Raw genomic sequence first — 17,432 nt, 5'->3', positions numbered from 1 at the left:
AAGGACGCCGGACGGTCCTTCGAAGCCCGCGGCGGAGGCACCCGGATCCCTCGGACGCCGAGGACCCGCGCCATGAAGGCCGCGGGCCCCGCCCGTGGTTGCTCCCGGCCCGTTTCCCGATCCCCGGCCAGGTGTTCGACCAGGCCGGCGGCGAGCAGGGCGTGGGGCGAGTCCGCCCGCACGCCCACCTCCCAGCCGACCGGGCAGGCCCGGGGCACCGGGGGGCCGAGCCCCCCGGTGCCTCAGGTCGTCGAGCGGCGCCTGCGGGCGCCCGGGCGGCGCTCGCTCGGGCGGGTCACCGGGTCACCGGCCTCCAGCGCGGCGGCGCGCCGCTTCATGCCGAAGTCCGCCAGCGCCTCCGCCAGCTTGTGCACGGACGGCTCCGGGGCCATGACGTCGACCCGCAGCCCGTGCTCCTCGGCGGTCTTGGCCGTCGCCGGGCCGATGCACGCGATCACCGTCACGTTGTGCGGCTTGCCCGCGATGCCCACCAGGTTCCGGACCGTGGACGAGGACGTGAAGAGGACCGCGTCGAAGCCGCCGCCCTTGATCGCCTCCCGGGTCTCCGCCGGCGGCGGCGACGCGCGCACGGTCCGGTAGGCCGTGACGTCGTCGACCTCCCAGCCCAGCTCGATCAGACCGGCGACCAGGGTCTCGGTCGCGATGTCGGCCCGGGGCAGGAAGACACGGTCGATCGGGTCGAAGACCGGGTCGTAGGGGGGCCAGTCCTCCAGGAGGCCGGCCGCCGACTGCTCGCCGCTCGGCACCAGGTCCGGCTTCACGCCGAAGGCGACCAGCGCCCTGGCGGTCTGCTCGCCCACCGCGGCCACCTTGATGCCCGCGAAGGCACGCGCGTCGAGGCCGTACTCCTCGAACTTCTCCCGGACCGCCTTCACCGCGTTGACGGAGGTGAACGCGATCCACTCGTAGCGGCCCGTCACCAGGCCCTTGACCGCCCGCTCCATCTGCTGCGGGGTGCGCGGGGGCTCCACCGCGATCGTCGGGACCTCGTGCGGCACCGCGCCGTAGGACCGCAGTTGGTCGGAGAGCGACGCCGCCTGCTCCTTCGTGCGCGGCACGAGCACCTTCCAGCCGAACAGCGGCTTGGACTCGAACCACGACAGCTCGTCGCGCCGGGCGACGGCGGAACGCTCGCCGACCACGGCTATCACCGGCCGCCCGCCGTCCGGCGACGGCAGCACCTTCGCCTGCTTCAGCGTCTGCGCGATCGTGCCGAGCGTCGCCGTCCAGGTCCGCTGCCGGGTCGTCGTACCGGCGACCGTCACCGTCAGCGGGGTGTCCGGCTTGCGGCCCGCCGAGACCAGCTCGCCCGCCGCGGCGGCGACCGAGTCCAGGGTCGTCGAGACGACCACCGTGCCGTCCGACGCGCCCACCTCCGTCCAGCACCGTTCGGAGGCGGTCCGGGCGTCCACGAACCGGACGTCCGCGCCCTGCGCGTCCCGCAGCGGCACACCGGCGTACGCGGGCACGCCGACCGCCGCCGCGACACCGGGGACGACCTCGAAGGGCACCCCGGCGGCGGCGCAGGCGAGCATCTCCTCCGCCGCGTACGTATCCAGTCCCGGGTCCCCGGGCACCGCACGGACGACCCGCCTGCCGCCCCGCGCGGCCTCCATGACAAGATGAGCGGCATCCCGGGCAGCGGCCGGGACGGCGACGGGTGTTGACGTGCCGTCAACGACCGTCAGCTGGGGCGTGCCCGTGCCCGGCGGCGGCACCGCGGCGGAGTCCGCGTCCGTCTGTACGACGGAGACGCCCTGCCGCGCGTGCGTCCGGATGACGTCGAGCACCTCGTGCTCGGCGACCAGGACGTCCGCGTTCGACAGCGCCTCCACGGCGCGCAGCGTCAGCAGTCCCGGATCCCCGGGTCCGGCACCGAGGAAGGTGACGTGCCCGTGTTCCGGACCGGCGGGAAGGGTGGTGGGGCTCAATGTGCTCGCTCCCCCATCAGACCGGCCGCGCCCTGGGCGAGCATCTCGGTGGCGAGTTCGCGACCGAGTGCCGTCGCCCGGTCGTGCGTCTGGGGCACGGGACCGGTGGTGGACAGCTGCACCGTGCGGGTGCCGTCGGTCGTACCGACGACGCCGCGCAGGCGCATTTCCTTGACAGTCTGCCCGTCGGCCAGAAGGTCGGCCAGCGCGCCCACAGGTGCGCTGCAACCGGCCTCCAGGGCGGCGAGCAGTGACCGCTCGGCGGTGACGGCGGCCCGGGTGAACGGGTCGTCGAGCTCGCCGAGCGCGGCGACGAGTGCGGCGTCTCGGGCGGTGTTCCCCGCCCTGCACTCGATCGCCAGGGCCCCCTGGCCGGGGGCGGGCAAAACGGTGTCGACCGACAGGAAGTCGGTCACTTCGTCGATCCGGCCGATCCGGTTCAGTCCGGCGGCGGCCAGCACGACCGCGTCCAGCTCGCCGGCGTGGACGTATCCGATCCGCGTGTCGACGTTGCCGCGGATCGGGACGGTCTCGATGTCCAGGCCGTGGGTCCGGGCGTACGCGTTCAGCTGCGCCATGCGGCGCGGCGAACCGGTGCCGATGCGCGCGCCCCGCGGCAGGTCCGTGAACTTCAGCGCGTCACGCGCGACGATCACGTCCCGCGGGTCCTCGCGCACCGGTACGGCGGCCAGGACCAGCTCCTCGGGCTGCGTGGTCGGCAGGTCCTTGAGCGAGTGGACCGCGAAGTCGACCTCGCCCCTCAGCAGCGCGTCGCGCAGCGCCGTGACGAACACGCCGGTGCCGCCGATCTGCGCGAGCGCCTCGCGGGAGACATCGCCGTAGGTGGTGATCTCGACCAGCTCGACGGGCCGCCCGGTCACCTGGCGGACGGCCTGCGCCACCTGCCCTGACTGGGCCATGGCGAGTTTGCTCCGCCTGGTCCCCAGCCGCAACGCCTTCTCAGTCATGCCGGTCGGTCCTTCGTGTCTGTGCTGTCCCCGGCCCGGGAGACGGCGGCCACCGTCTCGGGATCGAGGTCGAACAGGGTGCGCAGCGCGTCGGCGTACCCGGCGCCGCCGGGCTCGGCCGCGAGCTGCTTGACCCGTACGGTCGGCGCGTGCAGCAGCTTGTCGACGACCCGGTGCACGGCCTGGCGGATCTCGCCGCGCTGGCGTTCGTCCAGGTCGGGCAGACGGCCGTCGAGGCGGGCGATCTCACCGGCGACGACGTCGGCGGCCATGGTGCGCAGCGCGACGACGGTGGGCGTGATGTGCGCCGCCCGCTGTGCCGCGCCGAAGGCCGCGACCTCGTCGGAGACGATACGCCGGACCTGGTCCACGTCGGCCGCCATCGGCGCGTCGGCGGAGGCTTCCGCCAGCGACTCGATGTCGACCAGGCGGACCCCGGCCAGCCGGTGCGCGGCCGCGTCGATGTCGCGGGGCATGGCCAGGTCGAGCAGGAAGAAGAGGGGCGCGGGCCGCTCGGCGACCGGCTCGGGCCTGCGCCGTTCGGGGATCCGGCCGACGGTGGCGGCGGTCGCGGCGAGCGCGGTGATCAGCTCGGCGTCCGCCTCGGGCGTCCGGCGCTCCCGGCGGTCGATGGTGCCTCCCCCGCGCTCTCGGCTTCGCTCGATGCGGGAGGTACCCCCACCGACCCAGGCCGCGTGCTGCTCCAGGGTGGCCGCGTCCATGCCGGCCACGGCGGCCTCGCCCATCACGGAGAAGCCGGGCTGTACGGCGGCCAGGTCCAGCGGGCAGTTCTCGTCGGCGCCCGTACCGGTGGACCGCACGGGGGCCTCGGGCCGCACGGCCTCCGGCTGCGCGGCCGTGGCACCGGTGTCGGCGACGGGGGCGCCGGTACGGCCCTCGACCGCGTGCGCGACCGCCTCCGCCGTGAGCACCAGGCCCGTCGCCCCGGTACAGGAGACGACGACGTCGGCACGTGTCAGCTCGGCGGCCACCGCGTCCATGCGCACCGCGCGGGCGGTCACCTCGTTCTCGTCGGACCCGGTGAGGATCTCGGCGAGCCGCTCGGCACGCTCGAAGGTGCGGTTGGCGACGACGACCTCGGCGACCCCGGCGCGCGCGAGCGTCGCGGCGGCCAGGGACGACATCGACCCGGCGCCGATGATCAGCGCCTTCTTGCCCGCGGCCCACTCGGGGACGGGCGTCCCGACGGCCAGCTGCTCCAGGCCGAAGGTGACCAGGGACTGGCCGGCGCGGTCGATGCCGGTCTCGGAGTGGGCGCGCTTGCCGACCCGCAGGGCCTGCTGGAACAGGTCGTTCAGCAGCTTGCCGGCGGTGTGCAGCTCCTGGGCGCGGGCCAGCGAGTCCTTGATCTGACCGAGGATCTGCCCCTCGCCGACGACCATCGAGTCGAGCCCGCAGGCCACCGAGAACAGGTGGTGGACGGCCCGGTCCTCGTAGTGCACGTAGAGGTACGGGGTGAGTTCCTCCAGGCCGACCCCGCTGTGCTGGGCGAGCAGCGTGGACAGCTCGGCGACACCGGCGTGGAACTTGTCCACGTCGGCGTACAGCTCGATGCGGTTGCAGGTGGCGAGCACCGCGGCCTCGCCGGCGGGCTCGGCGGAGACCGTGTCCTGGAGCAGCTTGACCTGGGCGTCCGCGCTCAGCGCGGCCCGCTCCAGCACGCTGACCGGGGCACTGCGGTGGCTCAGTCCGACGACGAGGAGGCTCATGCCGGCATCACGGCGGGGACGTCCCCGTCGGGCCCCTGGTCGGCGGAGTCGTCGGCGGTCGCGCCCCGGGGAGCGGCGGTGGGCAGCGCGCCGTCGCCCGCGGCGGTCTCCTCACCGGCCTTGCGCTGCTCGTGGAAGGCGAGGATCTGGAGTTCGATCGAGAGGTCGACCTTGCGCACGTCGACGCCGTCCGGGACGGACAGCACGGTCGGCGCGAAGTTCAGGATGGAGGTCACGCCGGCGGCCACGAGCCGGTCGCAGACCTGCTGGGCTGCGCCGGCCGGGGTGGCGATCACACCGATGGACACGCCGTTGTCCTCGATGATCTTCTCAAGGTCGTCGGTGTGCTGCACGGGGATGCCCGCGACCGGCTTGCCGGCCATCGCCGGGTCGGCGTCGATCAGGGCGGCGACCCGGAAGCCACGGGAGGCGAAACCGCCGTAGTTGGCGAGGGCGGCGCCGAGGTTGCCGATACCGACGATCACGACCGGCCAGTCCTGGGTGAGGCCGAGTTCGCGGGAGATCTGGTAGACGAGATACTCCACGTCGTAGCCGACACCGCGCGTTCCGTAGGAGCCCAGGTACGAGAAGTCCTTGCGCAGCTTGGCGGAGTTGACCCCCGCCGCCGCGGCCAGCTCCTCGGAGGAGACCGTGGGGACCGAGCGCTCCGACAGTGCGGTGAGGGCTCGGAGGTACAGCGGAAGCCGGGCGACGGTGGCCTCGGGAATCCCTCGGCTACGGGTCGCCGGTCGGTGTGTTCGGCCAGTTGCCACGGTGCTCCTGCGGGTAGAGCGGGGCTGTAGGCGGTCATACGTCCCCAGACCGCCCCGTCGACAGCAGGCTATGTCTTTGTGAACGCGTGCACAAAGATGGTGTCCGATTTGCCCGGCAGAAGTGACCGGGGTCACGCAACTTTTGCGCCCTGGCCGGGAACCGGCGCATACGCACCGGTGCTCCTTCGTTACTGGGGGCAAAACCGCACACACTCCTCACGAATCCCGCCCCCGAGACCAAACCGCCGTCGATCCTAAGCGACTTTCGGGCCGGTTTGGACTAGTCGGTCAGCTAGTCGGTCAGTGCCCGGCGCAGACGCTCCTCGTTCACGCGCCAGAAGGTGTGCTGTTCACCGTCGACCAGTACGACCGGGATCTGCTCCCAGTAGCGGTCGTGCAGCTCCCGGTCCTCGGTGATGTCCTTCGGCTCCCACGGCACGCCGAGGTCGCCGCACACCTTCTCGACCACCACCTGCGCGTCGTCGCACAGATGGCAGCCCGGCTTGCGGATGAGGGTGACCAGCCGCGCGCGTGGCTCGGCCTTGCGTCGGAAGAGGGGGCTCATACGGGCCATTCTCGCGCGCTCGGCGCCCGTTCCGGATCGCTCCCTTAACGACCCGGCCGCACAGAGTTCACGACCTCCCAACCTCCGGTCGCCGGAACCACCGGGCGGACTGGCTATGCTCACGACATGGCCGCTCTCGGATGGCTCACTCCCCGTAGGCGCTCCGCCACGGCGCGGAGCGTGTTGGCAGGCGAGGCCTCGGCGGAGGCCGCCCGCAAGTCCTCGCAGGAAGCCCCGCGTGCCACGCCGGAGGAACCTCAGTTCCCGGTGATCGGCGACGACCGGGCCGCCGCCTTCTTCGACCTCGACAACACGGTGATGCAGGGCGCCGCGCTGTTCCACTTCGGCCGGGGGCTGTACAAGCGGAAGTTCTTCGAGACCCGCGACCTGGCCAAGTTCGCCTGGCAGCAGGCCTGGTTCCGGCTGGCCGGCGTCGAGGACCCCGAGCACATGCAGGACGCCCGCGACTCGGCGCTGTCGATCGTCAAGGGCCACCGGGTCGCCGAACTGGAGTCGATCGGCGAGGAGATCTACGACGAGTACATGGCCGACCGCATCTGGCCCGGCACCCGCGCCCTGGCCCAGGCCCACCTGGACGCCGGCCAGAAGGTGTGGCTCGTGACCGCGGCCCCGGTGGAGATCGCCCAGGTGATCGCCCGCCGCCTCGGCCTCACGGGCGCCCTCGGCACGGTGGCCGAGTCGGTCGACGGCGTCTACACCGGCAAGCTGGTCGGCGAGCCGCTGCACGGACCGGCCAAGGCCGAGGCGGTCCGCGCGCTCGCCGCCGCGGAGGGACTGGACCTGTCCCGCTGCGCGGCCTACAGCGACAGCCACAACGACATCCCGATGCTGTCCCTGGTCGGCCATCCCTACGCCATCAACCCGGACGCCAAGCTGCGCAGGCACGCCCGCGAGAAGGACTGGCGCCTGCGCGACTACCGCACCGGCCGCAAGGCGGCGAAGGTCGGCATCCCGGCGGCGGCCGGGGTCGGCGCGGTGGCCGGTGGCACGGCGGCGGCGATCGCCCTGAGCCGACGGCGCCGATAACCGCCACGACGGGTCCCGCGCGCACGAATTATGCCGCGGCCATTTCAACACGCGCTGCTCCTCACCGAAACCGGTCTCTTTCCGGTCAACAAGCGATCATCCTGCGAAACTTGACGCACCATCAAACGGTTACAGATGCGACGCAATCGATGATTTGAGCAACTCGGTGTAGCAGGCCCTGCACGAAGCGTTATTCTCCTCAGACGCAAACCGGTACCCCTCCGTCGCTACGACGGGTGAAAGGTCCCGCACTGCACGTGATGGAAGCTCTGCCTCTGGGAGTCCCGTGTACCCACACGTCGGGGTTGACGCCTCGGGCCTGGCTACGCTGCGCGCAACAGTCGCAACGGTCAAAGAGTCGCTGCGCGGCTTCGTCCCCACCGCGTACGCCGTCCCCGCCTTCGCCGCCGCCGCGCCCGTCGGCCCGTGCTACGCACTGGCCGACGGCAGCGCCGCCGTCGGCAGACGGGGGCGGGCCACCGGCGCGGCCACCGCCCGCCGACCGGCCGCCGACAGCGACAGCGCCCGGATGATGGACCTGGTCGAACGCGCCCAGGCGGGGGAGGCCGAGGCCTTCGGGCGGCTCTACGACCAGTACAGCGACACCGTCTACCGCTACATCTACTACCGCGTCGGCGGCCGGGCGACCGCCGAGGACCTCACCAGTGAGACCTTTCTGCGGGCACTGCGCAGGATCGGCACCTTCACCTGGCAGGGCCGTGACTTCGGCGCCTGGCTGGTCACCATCGCCCGGAACCTGGTCGCCGACCACTTCAAGTCCAGCCGCTTCCGGCTGGAGGTCACCACCGGCGAGATGCTCGACGCCAACGAGGTCGAACGCTCCCCGGAGGACTCCGTCCTGGAGTCCCTGTCCAACGCCGCCCTGCTCGACGCCGTACGGCGGCTCAACCCCCAGCAGCAGGAGTGCGTGACGCTCCGCTTCCTCCAAGGCCTCTCGGTCGCCGAGACCGCCCGGGTCATGGGAAAGAACGAGGGCGCCATCAAGACCCTCCAGTACCGCGCCGTACGCACCCTCGCCCGGCTGCTGCCGGACGACGCCCGCTGAACCACGTGACCCAGGGCGACGACCAACTCACCCACGGTGAAAGTCTGTTGCCTTTCCGATCCGGTCATCCGCCGTCCGTAACCCAAGTGCCGCGCCAGTCGTTGTGCGGGATACAGGCTCCCTGTGGTCACGTCCTGGCCGACCCCGATCGCTCGATCGCGTGGAAGTGCCGTGGGCGTGCAACCCTCAGGACCCCCTGGGGAGTCGACCGTCATGACGAGAGGAGGTGCCGCCAGTGATCGCGAACGTATCGGCGCACCGGCGGGCGAACGCCTTCGCCCAGGCCCTGGAGGAGCAGTCCGACCGGGACACGGCGGCCGAGCAGTCCGTTGGCCAGGCGGGAGCACCGCCGACCACCGAGGAACGGACCGAGCAGGGCGGGCTGCTGGCCCTGGCGGCGGGTCTCGGCGCGCTGCCCAGACCGCAGCTCGACCCCGAGGTCAAGGTCGTCCAGCGGGCCCAGTTGGTGGCCGCGATGGAGGCCATGCTCCAGGAGGGAACCGGGGCGGCGGACGCGTCGGTACCGCAGCAGCGATCCCACCGGGCCAAGGGCGCGCACCGGGCGAGCCCGCTGGGCAAGCTCCGCCCGCGCACGAGACTGACCAAGGGCCTGGCGGCCGGCGGGCTCAGCGTGGGCGTGGCCGCCGGGGCCTTCGGCGGGGTCGCCGCCGCCAGCTCCGACGCCCTGCCCGGCGACTCGCTGTACGGACTGAAACGCGGCATCGAGGACTTCAAGCTCAACTACCTGACCGACGGCGACGACCAGCGCGGCCAGACCTATCTCGACCAGGCCTCCACCCGCCTCAACGAGGCCCGACGCCTGCTGGAGCGCGGCCGGGGCGGCCATCTGGACCACGAGTCCATCGGCGAGATCCGCCGCACCCTGTCCGGGATGCAGCGCGACGTCACCGAGGGCCACCGCCTGCTCCACGCGGCCTACCAGGCCGACCCGGACTCGCTCGGCCCCATCCAGGCGCTGTCCACGTTCTCCCGGTCCCACCGCCAGGCCTGGAGCGCGCTCAGCGACAAGCTGCCCACGCAACTGGGCGATGTGAAACAGCAGGTGTCCTCGGTCTTCGACGCCATAGACGAAGAGGTCGCCCCGCTCCAGTCCCTGCTGCCGCAGCCACCCGCCCAGCCGGGCGACGGCGGACACCCTGGCGGCTCCGGCCCGGCGTCGCCCGGATCCTCCGGCAGCCACCGGTCCACCACGCCCAGCGCCGGGAACACCCCGTCCGCCGGCAAGCACACCGGCACCGGCACGCCGAGCGGCCCGGCCACCGGCAGCAGCGGCGACGGGCTCCTCGGCGGCGACGCGGGCGGTCTGCTCGACCCGCCGAAGACCGGGTCCGACACCACGTCCCCGTCCGCCGGCAAGTCCCCCACGGGCCAGCCGGACATCACGATCCCCCCGCTCATCCCCGACCTGCTCCCGGGGCTGGGCATCGACGGGGAGAACGCGGACTGACGCGACACGGCCACGGCATCGAGGGCGCCCTTTTCCGAGCAGGGGCGCCCTCGACGCCGTTCACCGGCGTCTCAGAAGAACGTCTCAGAAGAACACCGAGCGCCGCTGCACCAACAGCTTGTACAGCGTGTGCTGGATCTGCTCGCGCACCTGATCGGTCAGGTTGAACATCAGCATCGGATCCTCCGCCGCCTCCGGCGGATACCCGTCCGTCGGAATCGGCTCACCGAACTGGATCGTCCACTTCGTGGGCAGCGGAATCGCACCCAGCGGCCCGAGCCAGGGGAACGTCGGCGTCAACGGGAAGTACGGGAAACCCAGCACCCGCGCCAGCGTCTTGGCGTTGCCGATCATCGGGTAGATCTCCTCCGCCCCGACGATCGAGCACGGGACGATCGGCACGCCCTGCCGCAGGGCCGTGGAGACGAAGCCGCCCCGGCCGAACCGCTGGAGCTTGTACCGCTCGCTGAACGGCTTCCCGATCCCCTTGAAGCCCTCCGGCATCACCCCGACCAGCTCGCCCTGCCCCAGCAGCCGTTCCGCGTCCTCCGCGCAGGCGAGGGTGTGCCCCAGCTTGCGGGCCAGCTCGTTGACCACCGGCAGCACGAAGACCAGGTCGGCGGCGAGCAGGCGGAGATGGCGGCCGGCCGGGTGGTGGTCGTGCACCGCCACCTGCATCATCAGCCCGTCCAGCGGCAGCGTCCCGGAGTGGTTGGCGACGATCAGCGCCCCGCCCTCGGCCGGGATGTTCTCGACGCCCTTCACCTCGACCCGGAAGTACTTCTCGTACACCGGCCGCAGCAGCGACATCAGGACCTGGTCGGTCAGCTCCTCGTCGTAGCCGAAGTCGTCGACCTCGTAGTCCCCGGTGAGCCGGCGCCGCAGAAAGGCCAGCCCGGCCGCCACCCGCCGCTCCAGGCCGCCGCCGTGCCCGTCGTCCTCCACGGCCTCCACCGGCTCCTCCTCGCGGCTCACAGGAGCATCCTCCCGCGCCCGCTCCCGCCCCGGCAGCGGCTGGACCGCGCCCCTCTCCCCCGGCTCCCCGAGCGCACCGCGCCGGCTCCCCCCGCTCCGCCGCCGCGGCGGGCGCTGTGCGGCGCTTCCGCGGGACCGGTCGTCGTCGAACGGAATGACCTTGGCGTCCGCCATCGTTGCCGCTCTCCTCAGTTGGCGCTGTGCGTCTGGGGGTGGCCGCCCGCCCTCGTGGTCAGCGCGGCGATCCGGTCGACGGCCGCCGCCAGGCTCTCCGGCGGCAGCAGCCCGGTGCCCTGGCCGCGCGCGAAGTCGGCGAAGGTCGCGGCCGTCGTGTAGCGGGGCGTGAAGCCCAGCGTCTCGCGCATCTCGACGGTGTCCACCACCCGCCCGTGGGTGAGCAGCCGGATCTGCTCCGGCGAGAAGTCCGTCATACCGAGCGTACGCACCAGGGAGCCGGCCCAGGTGACCGCGGGCAGCAGCAGCGGCACGGTGGGCCGCCCGAGCCGCCGCGAGCACTGCGAGAGCAGCAGCGCGCCGTCCCCGGCGATGTTGAAGGTGCCGCTGTTCAGGGTGCCCCGGCGCGGCTCGTGCGAGGCGATCCGCAGCACCTCGATGACGTCGTCCTCGTGCGCGAACTGAAGCCGCGGGTCGTAGCCGAACACGGTCGGCAGAACGGGCAGCGCGAAGTACGAGGCGAGCGGGGTGTCCGCGGCCGGCCCGAGGATGTTGGCGAACCGCAGCACGCACACGGCGACGTCCGGCCGCCGCCGGGCGAACCCGCGCACATACCCCTCCACCTCGACGGCGTCCTTCGCGAAGCCGCCGCTGGGCAGCGACTTGGGCGGGGTCGTCTCGGTGAACACGGCCGGGTCGCGCGGCGCGGAGCCGTAGACGTTCGTACTGGACTTCACCACCAGCCGCCGCACGGTCGGCGACTTCTGGCAGGCGCCGAGCAGCTGCATGGTGCCGATGACGTTGGTCTCCTTGACCGTGGCCCGGCTGCCGCCGCCCAGGGCCGTGCCCGTGACGTCCAGGTGGACGACGGTGTCCGCGCCGGTCTCGGCGAGCACCCGGGCGATGGTCGGCTGCCGGATGTCGGCCTGGATGAAGTCGGCGCCGCCCAGGTGGTGCCCCGGCGGCACCGCGTCCACGGCGATCACACGCTCGACCTCCGGGTCCCGCTGGATCCGCCGCACGAACCGGCCGCCGAGCTGCCGGGCGACTCCGGTGACGAGCACGATCCGTCCCAAGATCAGCGCCTTCCTTCCCGCGTAACCGGTATCCCGCGTTCCCCGTGTGCGGCCAACCTAGCCGGTCGATGTTGCGCTGTGATGACCCCAGGTGCCCCTGGCGACGGAAATTCCCCCATCGGATATGCCTGTGGCCCCCCACCACTGCTGGTGGGGGGCCACAGGGCCACGCTCTCGCGGCGCCGCTTACTTCTTGTTACGGCGCTGAACGCGCGTGCGCTTGAGCAGCTTGCGGTGCTTCTTCTTGGCCATCCGCTTGCGCCGCTTCTTGATAACAGAGCCCACGACTACCCTCGCTCACTTCTCATCACTCGGTTGTTTGGGCGCCATGGGCCCACACGACCTACGAGGGGCTAGCCTACCCAACCGAGCGCCGAGGTCGTAATCGAGGGGGTTCCCCCGGGTCACCCGGGGGTCGTCGTCAGGCCGTCTCCACCCCCACATAGCTGTCGCGGAGGTACTCGTGTACCGCTTGTTCCGGGACGCGGAACGACCGTCCCACCCGGATCGCGGGCAGATGACCGCTGTGCACCAGGCGGTACACGGTCATCTTCGACACTCGCATCACCGAGGCGACCTCCGCCACGGTAAGGAACTGAACCTCGTTCAGAGGCCTCTCGCCAGCTGCAGCCATGACACACCTGAACCTTCCGCACTCGACGGCCACCGGCTTCCCCTTCCGGTGACTCTTCGTCGTTGCGTGCTCACTCCCCAGACTAGGGGCGGGTGATGCGAGTGGGGAAGAGGTGCACCCATCGGCGGCCTACTGTGACAGACACGCTCGATCGAGTACGTAGCGGATCAACGGCCGATAGTGAGCAGACCGCACTGCGTCATCAACCGGAACGGCGACGGACACCCGCCCCTCGGCCTCTCCCACGAACAGCGCGGGATCATCCGTGTCGGCCAGACCGATGGCCTCAAACCCGAGCTGACCAGCACCGCAGACCCACCCGTGGTCCCCCACGACCAGCTCCGGCAGCGGCCCGCCGGCCTCCGCCGCGGCGTCCAGCGCGACCCGAACCGGGAGCGGCGAGTGGCTGTGGGCACCCGGCTCACGACCCGGGCGCCCGCTCGCCGGTTCCCGCACCAGGGCAACCCCTCGTACGTAGTCGAGGCGATGGGTACGTAGGCCGAACCGGGTCAATATGTCGACACAGCGACCCTGCGCCGGCGTGAGGACCTCACATCCCGCCGCCGACAAAGCGTCTGCGAGACCGGCGTAGAAGCCGAGCAGCGGACGCGGGTGCCCGGTGCCCAGCAGCACGGGCGCGCCACTCCGGGCCACCTCCCGGATCCGCCCGGCGAAGGCGTCCAGCGCGGCGAGCGTCCGCTCCGGATCGATCACATCCGGTCCGGAAATGTACCGGAGATCGGCCGAAACCCCGCACTTCTCCGCCATCAACCCGAGCAAGTCCCGGACTCCCCACGCCCCTTCGGGATCGATCCCGATCAACACGCGTGGATCCCGGGCGGCGAACAGCCGGTAACTCCGCAGGCTGTCCTCCCGCGACGTCGCCACCACCCCGGCCAGCCGTGCGGCCACCAGATGCGCGCGAAGACGGGCGGCGGTCAACACGGATGCGATGGTGGCCCATGGGGGGTGCGGGCGGGACGGAAACGCCGTAACTCCGCACGGTTGGCCTAATGCCGGACCGGGGGGCGGGCGGGCGCGGTCGTCAGGGAAGGAGCCCGCGCAGCGGGAACACGGCCCGCCGGGTCGCCAGCACCGCCTGGTCGACCCGGTCGGCGGGGTCGTACCCCTCCTCCCAGGACGCCCACGCCACCGGCCACAACCCGTCCGTCATCCGCCACGGCCCCGACTGCCGCGTCCGGGCGAACACGTCCTGCCGCCATGCCTCGGGGATCACCGCCTCCGGAGCGACCGGCTTCCCGGCCGCGATCCCCACCAGATGCGTCCACGACCGCGGTACGACGTCCACCACCGCGTACCCGCCCCCGCCCAGCGCGACCCACTTGCCCCCGGCGTACTCGTGCGCCAGGTCGTGGCACGCCATCTGCACCGCCCGCTGCGCGTCCAGCGAGACCGCCAGGTGTGCGAGCGGATCCTCGAAGTGCGTGTCGGCCCCGTGCTGGGTGACGAGGACCTGTGGCCGGAACTCCGCGAGCAGCTCCGGCACCACGGCGTGGAAGGCCCGTACCCACCCGGCGTCCCCGGTCCCGGCCGGCAGCGCCACGTTCACCGCGGTCCCCTCCCCCGCGCCCGCCCCGGTCTCCTGCGGCCACCCGGTCTGCGGGAACAACGTACGGGGGTGCTCGTGCAACGAGATCGTCAGCACCCGCGGGTCCTCCCAGAACGCGGCCTGCACCCCGTCCCCGTGGTGCACGTCGACGTCCACGTAGGCGACCCGCTCGGCCCCCAGCTCCAGCAGCCGCGCGATGGCGAGCGACGCGTCGTTGTAGACGCAGAACCCCGACGCCCCACCGGGCATGGCGTGGTGCAGCCCGCCCGCGAAGTTCACGGCGTGGTCGGCGTCCCCCCGCCACACCGCCTCGGCCGCCCCCACCGACTGCCCGGCGATCAGCGCGGACACCTCGTGCATCCCGGCGAACGCGGGATCGTCGATCGTCCCCAGCCCGTACGAGCCGTCCGCCCCCGCCGGATCGGCCGACGCGGCCTTCACGGCGTCGATGTAGTCCTCCCGGTGGACCAGCCGGAGCGTGGACTCGCCGGCCGGCTTCGCCGCGACGACCGCCACCTCCCGGTCGAGCCCGAAGGCACCGACCAGCCGGCGGGTCAGCTCCAGCCGGACCGGATCCATCGGATGGTTCCGACCGAAGTCATAGCCCGTTACTGCCTCGTCCCACATCAGCTGTGCGCGGCCGCTCATGCCCGCCACCGTATCGGTCCGGTTGAGCGGAGAACGACCTGGCGTACCCCAGTGTCACCAGCACCAACACCATCGGCACGAGCATGGCCCCCCGGTAGCTCCACGCGTCACCGAGCGCGCCCACCAGCGGCGCGCCGACCAGGAACCCCACGTAGTTGAAGATGTTCAGCCGTGCGACCGCCGCGTCCGAGGCCCCGGGGAACAACCGGCCCGCCGCCGCGAACGCCTGCGGCACCAGCACGCACAACCCCAGCCCCAGCAGCGTGAACCCGAGCATCCCGGCCCACGCGCCGGGCGCCGCGGCCACCACCGCGAACCCGCCGGCCGCGACCACCGCTCCGAGCCGTACGACCGCCACGGCCCCGAACCGCCGTACCCCGAGGTCGCCGAGGGCCCGCCCCACGAGCGTGGTCACCATGTACACGTTGTACGGCACGGTCGCCAGCTGCTCCGAGCTGCCCAGCACGTCCTTCAGATACTTGGCGCTCCAGTTGGAGACGGTCGAGTCCCCGATGTAGGCGAACATCATCACCAGGCACAGCGGCAGCAGCAGCCTGAAGACGACGGCCCCCTGCTCCTCGGTCCGCTCCGGAGCCGGCACGGGCTCCCCGTCGACGTACCACCGGCTCCCCACCAGCGCCGCCGGCAGCAGCACGGCCACCACCGGCAGGTACGACACCCACAGCGCCAGGTGCCAGTGCGCCCCCGCCCAGGCCAGCGAGGCCCCCAGGATCGCGCCCAGGCTGTAGACGGCGTGGAAACCGAGCATGATGCTGCGCCCGTACGACCGCTGGAGGCTGACGCCGAGCATGTTCATGGACGCGTCCAGCGCGCCCACCGCCAGGCCGAACACGCCCAGCGCCACGGCCAGTACGGCCACCCGTCCGTGTCCGCCCGTCCCGACACCGAGCAGCGCCAGCAGCACCACCGGCTGGGACCAGCGCAGCAGCCGGCTGGGCCGTACCCGCTTCACCAGGTGCTCGGTGCCCACGCTGCCGACCCCGGCGAGGATGGGCACGGCGGCCAGGAAGACCGGCAGCAGCGCGTCGGAGACCCCGTACCGGTCCTGGATGGCCGGGATGCGCGTCACCAGCAGGGCGAAGGCGACGCCCTGGGCGAAGAAGCCGAACGCCAGCGAGGCCCTACCGCGCCGCAGCACATCAGTCATGGCGGCGAGAGTAGGGCCCCGGGCTACCGCTGGGTAGATCCAGCCAAAGATGAATTCCGCTCAGCTTCGCTCCGGGCTTCGACCCGCCCGGCTCGGCTCGGCGATCAGGCGGCCACGGCCACCTCGGGCCGCTCCACCCGGCCGGCCGCCACCTCGGCCGCGAGCATCCGCTCCATCGGCCCCGCCGCCAGCCCGCCGCTGACCACGAAACCGATCACCATCGCGGCGACCAGGACGACGGAGCCGAGCCACACCATGGTGTCCACGGGGACGGTGTAGGCGCCCACGACCCGCACGACGCACTCGGCCAGCAGGACCAGCCCCCACACCACGGAGAACGCCCGCTCCCTGGACCGGAAGGCCACGGACTCGGCCGCCGCCCCGGACACCAGCCGCTGCCAGGCGGCTTCCCTGGCCGCGTCGCCCTTCACCACGAAGGGCTTCATGCCCGCGGTCATCATCGGCCTGCCGAGCCGGACGGACACCAGGATGCCGATGGCCACCGTGCTGCTGACCCCGCTGTCCTTGGCCAGCATCAGCCGCGGGTCACCCGAGACGGAACTCAGGAGCAGCGACACGACGTTCACGACGAGGATCAGACCCGCCAGCGCGTTGGTCCTGCGCTCCCTGACCAGTCCCCCCACGGTCCGCACCACCGGTACGACACTGCTCCAGGCGAGCGCCGCGAAGGTGCTCATCCCGAAGGCGTCCTTGAAGAGGTAGTACGAGCCGAGCGGCAGCGCCACATCGATGAGCAGCGGCTTGAAGTTGTCCAGCACGCTCGGCTTCCGGCCCTGGTTCCCCGTGTTCTTCGTCATGCCCTCAGCTTCGTCCCCGGGCCGGGTCCGGCGGTAGGAACGTTCGTCCGGAGCTCCGCATGACATCTGTCAGCCCGCACGGCCGACCTGGGTCACACCAGCAGGTCGAGCAACTGGTCCATGCGGGAGAAGAGTTGACCGGCACCCGCGAGCTTCGCCGCCGGCGTCATCGCGGTGAACCCGTACACATCCATCCCGGCCGCCACGGCCGCCTGTACGCCCAGCGGGGAGTCCTCCACGACCACGCACCGCTCGGGGGCCACACCCATCCGCTCGGCCGCGTGCAGGAACAGATCCGGTGCCGGCTTGCCCCGCCCGACATCCTCCGAGCTGAAGACGCGCCCTTCCGGGAACCACCGGTCGAGCCCGGTCGTCCGATGCCCCACCCGGATCCGCGCATGACTTCCCGAGGAGGCCACGCAGTACGGCACCCCGTCCGCGGCCAGCTTCTCCAGTACGCCGGCCACCCCGGGCACGGGCCGCAACTCCCGCTCGAACGCGGCGAACACCCGCGCGTGGAAGACCTCGTCGAAATCCACCGGCAGCCGCTGTCCCGTCCGCTCCAGAATCAGGTCATGGATCCGGTGCATCGCCGACCCCATGTAATCGCGGATGGAGTCCTCGTACGAGGTGGGGTGCCCCAGCTCGGTCAGATAGGCGGCCAGGAGCCGGTTGGATATGGGCTCACTGTCCACGAGGACACCGTCGTTGTCGAAGATGACGAGGTCATAGCGCATGAGTTCACCCTAAACGCAGAAAACCCCCGCACCGAAGGTGCGGGGGTTTTCCCAAAAATTGTT

At 71.9% G+C, this 17,432-nt stretch carries 17 protein-coding genes; 3 read left to right on the top strand and 14 right to left on the bottom strand.

Annotation, left to right across the window (positions count from 1 at the left end; all coding sequences use genetic code 11):
- Positions 1-242: 242 nt before the first annotated feature.
- The 5 genes from IE273_RS40410 to IE273_RS40390 form a co-directional block, all read right to left on the bottom strand.
- Entirely contained in the window at positions 243-1,952 is a 1,710-nt protein-coding gene (locus IE273_RS40410) for a bifunctional uroporphyrinogen-III C-methyltransferase/uroporphyrinogen-III synthase (protein WP_189820094.1), read from the bottom strand.
- Positions 1,949-2,920, bottom strand: coding sequence for a hydroxymethylbilane synthase (gene hemC / locus IE273_RS40405; RefSeq protein ID WP_189820093.1), 972 nt, complete (start codon positions 2,918-2,920; stop codon positions 1,949-1,951). The genes IE273_RS40410 and hemC overlap by 4 nt, the downstream gene beginning before the upstream one ends.
- Positions 2,917-4,650 carry a glutamyl-tRNA reductase gene (locus IE273_RS40400; RefSeq protein ID WP_189820092.1) on the bottom strand — a complete coding sequence of 578 codons (1,734 nt, stop codon included), beginning with the start codon at positions 4,648-4,650 and terminating at the stop codon, positions 2,917-2,919. Before IE273_RS40400 ends, hemC begins: the two co-directional genes overlap by 4 nt.
- Complete coding sequence (locus IE273_RS40395; RefSeq protein ID WP_189820091.1) at positions 4,647-5,423, bottom strand: redox-sensing transcriptional repressor Rex; 777 nt, start codon at positions 5,421-5,423, stop codon at positions 4,647-4,649. The genes IE273_RS40400 and IE273_RS40395 overlap by 4 nt, the downstream gene beginning before the upstream one ends.
- A 292-nt stretch (positions 5,424-5,715) precedes the next feature.
- Positions 5,716-5,997, bottom strand: coding sequence for a glutaredoxin family protein (locus IE273_RS40390; protein ID WP_189820090.1), 282 nt, complete (start codon positions 5,995-5,997; stop codon positions 5,716-5,718).
- A gap of 117 nt (positions 5,998-6,114) precedes the next feature.
- Here IE273_RS40390 and IE273_RS40385 point away from each other — a divergent pair, with 117 nt between their 5' ends.
- From IE273_RS40385 to IE273_RS40375, 3 genes are all read left to right on the top strand, one after another.
- On the top strand, positions 6,115-7,035 hold the full coding sequence (locus tag IE273_RS40385; protein WP_189820089.1) for an HAD family hydrolase: 921 nt from the start codon (positions 6,115-6,117) through the stop codon (positions 7,033-7,035).
- A 286-nt stretch (positions 7,036-7,321) separates the two neighbouring features.
- Positions 7,322-8,101: an ECF subfamily RNA polymerase sigma factor, BldN family gene (locus tag IE273_RS40380; protein ID WP_189820088.1), complete on the top strand. Its 780-nt coding sequence runs from the start codon at positions 7,322-7,324 to the stop codon at positions 8,099-8,101.
- 235 nt (positions 8,102-8,336) lie between these two features.
- A complete protein-coding gene (locus IE273_RS40375; RefSeq protein WP_189820087.1) occupies positions 8,337-9,569 on the top strand; it encodes a DUF5667 domain-containing protein in 1,233 nt (410 codons plus the stop codon).
- Positions 9,570-9,653: 84 nt separating this feature from the next.
- Here the strand turns inward: IE273_RS40375 and IE273_RS40370 are convergent, their stop codons facing one another.
- From IE273_RS40370 to IE273_RS40330, 9 genes are all read right to left on the bottom strand, one after another.
- Positions 9,654-10,718, bottom strand: a complete 1,065-nt coding sequence (locus IE273_RS40370) for a lysophospholipid acyltransferase family protein (protein WP_189820086.1) — start codon at positions 10,716-10,718, stop codon at positions 9,654-9,656.
- 14 nt (positions 10,719-10,732) lie between these two features.
- Positions 10,733-11,794: an NAD-dependent epimerase/dehydratase family protein gene (locus IE273_RS40365; RefSeq protein ID WP_189820085.1), complete on the bottom strand. Its 1,062-nt coding sequence runs from the start codon at positions 11,792-11,794 to the stop codon at positions 10,733-10,735.
- A gap of 186 nt (positions 11,795-11,980) precedes the next feature.
- Complete coding sequence (locus IE273_RS40360; RefSeq protein WP_003948845.1) at positions 11,981-12,079, bottom strand: 30S ribosomal protein bS22; 99 nt, start codon at positions 12,077-12,079, stop codon at positions 11,981-11,983.
- A 136-nt stretch (positions 12,080-12,215) separates the two neighbouring features.
- Positions 12,216-12,428 carry a helix-turn-helix domain-containing protein gene (locus IE273_RS40355; RefSeq protein WP_121791081.1) on the bottom strand — a complete coding sequence of 71 codons (213 nt, stop codon included), beginning with the start codon at positions 12,426-12,428 and terminating at the stop codon, positions 12,216-12,218.
- Between the two features lie 129 nt (positions 12,429-12,557).
- On the bottom strand, positions 12,558-13,373 hold the full coding sequence (locus tag IE273_RS40350; protein ID WP_189820084.1) for a phosphatase: 816 nt from the start codon (positions 13,371-13,373) through the stop codon (positions 12,558-12,560).
- A 100-nt stretch (positions 13,374-13,473) separates the two neighbouring features.
- Entirely contained in the window at positions 13,474-14,646 is a 1,173-nt protein-coding gene (locus IE273_RS40345) for an acetoin utilization protein AcuC (RefSeq protein WP_189820083.1), read from the bottom strand.
- Positions 14,597-15,814 (bottom strand): MFS transporter, encoded by a 1,218-nt coding sequence (locus IE273_RS40340; protein WP_189820082.1) that lies wholly within the window; start codon positions 15,812-15,814, stop codon positions 14,597-14,599. Before IE273_RS40340 ends, IE273_RS40345 begins: the two co-directional genes overlap by 50 nt.
- A gap of 104 nt (positions 15,815-15,918) precedes the next feature.
- The gene (locus tag IE273_RS40335) at positions 15,919-16,632 is read right to left on the bottom strand and encodes a VC0807 family protein (protein ID WP_189820081.1); all 714 of its coding nucleotides are present in this window, start codon (positions 16,630-16,632) and stop codon (positions 15,919-15,921) included.
- Between the two features lie 92 nt (positions 16,633-16,724).
- Positions 16,725-17,369: an HAD family hydrolase gene (locus tag IE273_RS40330; RefSeq protein ID WP_189820080.1), complete on the bottom strand. Its 645-nt coding sequence runs from the start codon at positions 17,367-17,369 to the stop codon at positions 16,725-16,727.
- Between the last annotated feature and the right edge of the window lie 63 nt (positions 17,370-17,432).

The organism is Streptomyces olivaceoviridis (assembly GCF_014650115.1).
In the GTDB taxonomy this organism is placed as follows: domain Bacteria; phylum Actinomycetota; class Actinomycetes; order Streptomycetales; family Streptomycetaceae; genus Streptomyces; species Streptomyces olivaceoviridis.
This window is presented reverse-complemented; position numbering and strand designations above follow the sequence as displayed.

Coding starts and splice junctions, on each gene's coding strand:
- IE273_RS40400 (WP_189820092.1), bottom strand. CDS start 4,650: ATGAGCCTCCTCGTCGTCGGACTGAGCCACCGCAGTGCCCCGGTCAGC.
- hemC (WP_189820093.1), bottom strand. CDS start 2,920: ATGACTGAGAAGGCGTTGCGGCTGGGGACCAGGCGGAGCAAACTCGCC.
- IE273_RS40390 (WP_189820090.1), bottom strand. CDS start 5,997: ATGGCCCGTATGAGCCCCCTCTTCCGACGCAAGGCCGAGCCACGCGCG.
- IE273_RS40340 (WP_189820082.1), bottom strand. CDS start 15,814: ATGACTGATGTGCTGCGGCGCGGTAGGGCCTCGCTGGCGTTCGGCTTC.
- IE273_RS40370 (WP_189820086.1), bottom strand. CDS start 10,718: ATGGCGGACGCCAAGGTCATTCCGTTCGACGACGACCGGTCCCGCGGA.
- IE273_RS40330 (WP_189820080.1), bottom strand. CDS start 17,369: ATGCGCTATGACCTCGTCATCTTCGACAACGACGGTGTCCTCGTGGAC.
- IE273_RS40355 (WP_121791081.1), bottom strand. CDS start 12,428: ATGGCTGCAGCTGGCGAGAGGCCTCTGAACGAGGTTCAGTTCCTTACC.
- IE273_RS40385 (WP_189820089.1), top strand. CDS start 6,115: ATGGCCGCTCTCGGATGGCTCACTCCCCGTAGGCGCTCCGCCACGGCG.
- IE273_RS40345 (WP_189820083.1), bottom strand. CDS start 14,646: ATGAGCGGCCGCGCACAGCTGATGTGGGACGAGGCAGTAACGGGCTAT.
- IE273_RS40335 (WP_189820081.1), bottom strand. CDS start 16,632: ATGACGAAGAACACGGGGAACCAGGGCCGGAAGCCGAGCGTGCTGGAC.